The 2396-nt window shown below is 76.9% G+C and carries 1 protein-coding gene and 1 pseudogene; both read right to left on the reverse strand.

The features are described from left to right. Positions 1-406: 406 nt before the first annotated feature. Positions 407-2155 (reverse strand): L-aspartate oxidase, encoded by a 1749-nt coding sequence (locus tag G3I42_RS14625; protein WP_164286076.1) that lies wholly within the window; start codon positions 2153-2155, stop codon positions 407-409. Further along, positions 2152-2396, reverse strand: a pseudogene (locus tag G3I42_RS14630) (pantoate--beta-alanine ligase); the annotation flags it as partial. The pseudogene G3I42_RS14630 and the gene G3I42_RS14625, both read right to left, overlap by 4 nt.

Here is a 2396-nt window from a genome sequence, read left to right on the forward strand (position 1 = left end):
GCGTCGTCGGCGGGCAGCAGCGGCAGCACGGCTGCGGGGGTGGGCTCGGTCGGCTCGGGCTGCTCGGGGCTGGTGCTCACGGTCGGGGCTCCTGGTGCGGTACGGGTGGTACGGGGTCGTGCGGGCGCCGCGGTCGCGCCCGCGGGTGGTGCGCGTGGCCCGGCGTGGTGCCCGGGGTGCGCGTCGTGCGGTACGTACGAGTGTGACCGCCCGGACCGCCGGGCGGGGCGGTCCGGCGGTCGCGGGTACGTGCGTGCGTACGGACAGTACGCGGTCGCACGGACGGTCGGCTGCTCGTCCGGGCGTACGGGCCGCTACGCCATCGGTCCGGGGTGCGCGGGGCCGGGCGCGGGCGGGCGGGGGCGCCCCGGTCGGGCGGGCGTCTCACCCGTACGAGTGAGGGCGGTCAGTCGTGCGGGCGGGTGGGCGGAAAGGTGGTGCCGTCCGTGGGGCGCAGGCGCGGGGTGTGCGTCGGGGCGTCCAGGGTGACGACGATATGCCGCGCGCCGGTGGCGTCGGCGCGCTCGGGGTGGTCCTCGCGCCAGTGGCAGCCGCGGGTCTCCTCGCGGGCGAGCGCGGCCTCGGTGAGGACGCGGGCGACGGTGAGGAGGTTGGTGGCCTGCCAGGTGTCGACACCGGGTTCGGCGGGCTCGGCCTCCGCGGCGCGGGCGCGCAGCGCGTCGAGCGCTTCGGCGGTGGTGCGGAGCGAGGCGGCGGAGCGGAGCACGCTCGCGCCCTCGCTCATGGCGCGCTGCACCGCGAGACGGTCCGCCGCGGCTTGCAGGACCTCGGCACGCACCGCTCCGCCGACCGGTGCGCGTCCGTCCTCCCGCCGGTCCTCCGCGGTGCCGCTCCGTTCCGCCGCCGTGGCGTGGCCCGCGATGAGGTGGGCGGCGATGCGTTCCGCGTACACGAGTCCTTCGAGGAGCGAGTTGGACGCGAGCCGGTTGGCGCCGTGGACGCCCGTGCAGGCGACCTCTCCGCAGGCGTAGAGCCCCGGCACGGTCGTCCGGCCCTCGGTGTCGGTGCGGACGCCGCCCGAGGCGTAGTGCGCGGCGGGCGAGATCGGGATCGGCGCGGTGACGGGATCGATGCCGTGGGCACGGCAGGCGGCGAGGATCGTGGGGAAACGGTTCTCCCACATCTTCGCGCCGAAGTGCCTGCCGTCGAGGTACATGTGCGTCGTGCCCTGCTCGCGCATGCGGCGGGTGATGGCCTTGGCGACGACGTCGCGCGGGGCGAGTTCGCCGAGTTCGTGCTGCCCGGTCATGAAGCGGACGCCGTCCGCGTCGACGAGGTGGGCGCCCTCGCCCCGTACCGCCTCCGAGACCAGCGGCTGCTGGCCCTCGGCGCCGGGGCCGAGGAAGAGGACGGTGGGGTGGAACTGGACGAACTCCAGGTCGCTGACCTCGGCGCCCGCGCGCAGCGCGAGGGCGACGCCGTCGCCGGTCGAGACGGGCGGGTTCGTCGTCGCGGCGAAGACCTGCCCCATGCCGCCCGTCGCGAGGACGACGGCGGGGGCGAGGACGGCGCCCACGCCGTCGTGCCGGCCCTCGCCCATGACGTGCAGCGTGATGCCCGCCGTGCGGCCTTCGGCGTCCTTGAGGAGGTCGAGGGCGAGGGCGTTCTCGATGGTCGGGATCGCCTTGGCGCGTACGGCTTCGACGAGCGCGCGCGAGACCTCGGCGCCGGTCGCGTCGCCGCCCGCGTGGACGATGCGGCGGCGGTGGTGGCCCCCCTCGCGGGTGAGGGCGATCTCCGTACCGCCCTCCTCGGTGTCCTCGGTGTCGAAGCGCGCCCCCGTCGCGATGAGGCGGCGCACGGCGCCCGGGCCCTCGGTGACGAGGAGGCGCACGGCGTCGGCGTCGCACAGTCCCACGCCCGCGACGAGCGTGTCGTCGAAGTGCTGCCCGGGCGTGTCGCCCTCGCCGAGCGCGGCGGCGATCCCGCCCTGCGCCCAGCGCGTCGAGCCGTCGTCCAGGCGCGCCTTGGTGACGACGACGGTGCGCAGCCCGGCCGCCTCGCAGCGCAGCGCGACGGTGAGCCCGGCGACGCCGGAGCCGACCACGACGACGTCGGCCTCGCGCCGCCAGCCGGGGTCGGGCGCGGGGAGGCGCAGGGTCGCGGGGGGTATCGGGGACTGTGCGGTGCTCATGGTCTGGCTCCGGGGGCGGGAGGATGTGCGGGCCCGGGGGCCGGGGCCAGCGGGAGGTTGTCGATGAGGCGCGTCGCGCCGACGCGGGCGGCGACGGCGAGGACGGCTTCCGATCGCACGGGCGGCGTGTCGGCGGTGGCGGTCGCTTGCGCGGGCGGCGTGTCGGGGATCTCGGTGAAGTCGGTGGGGTCGACGAGCGCGAGGTAGTCGAGGACGACGGGCGGCACGGCGTGCGCGGCCT

Origin of the sequence: Streptomyces sp. SID11385, from assembly GCF_010548245.1 — a bacterium.
Classification (GTDB): Bacteria; Actinomycetota; Actinomycetes; order Streptomycetales; family Streptomycetaceae; genus Streptomyces.

Bases quoted from the DNA above. Each gene is read 5' to 3' on its own strand.
- G3I42_RS14625 (WP_164286076.1), bottom strand. From the start codon at position 2,155: ATGAGCACCGCACAGTCCCCGATACCCCCCGCGACCCTGCGCCTCCCC.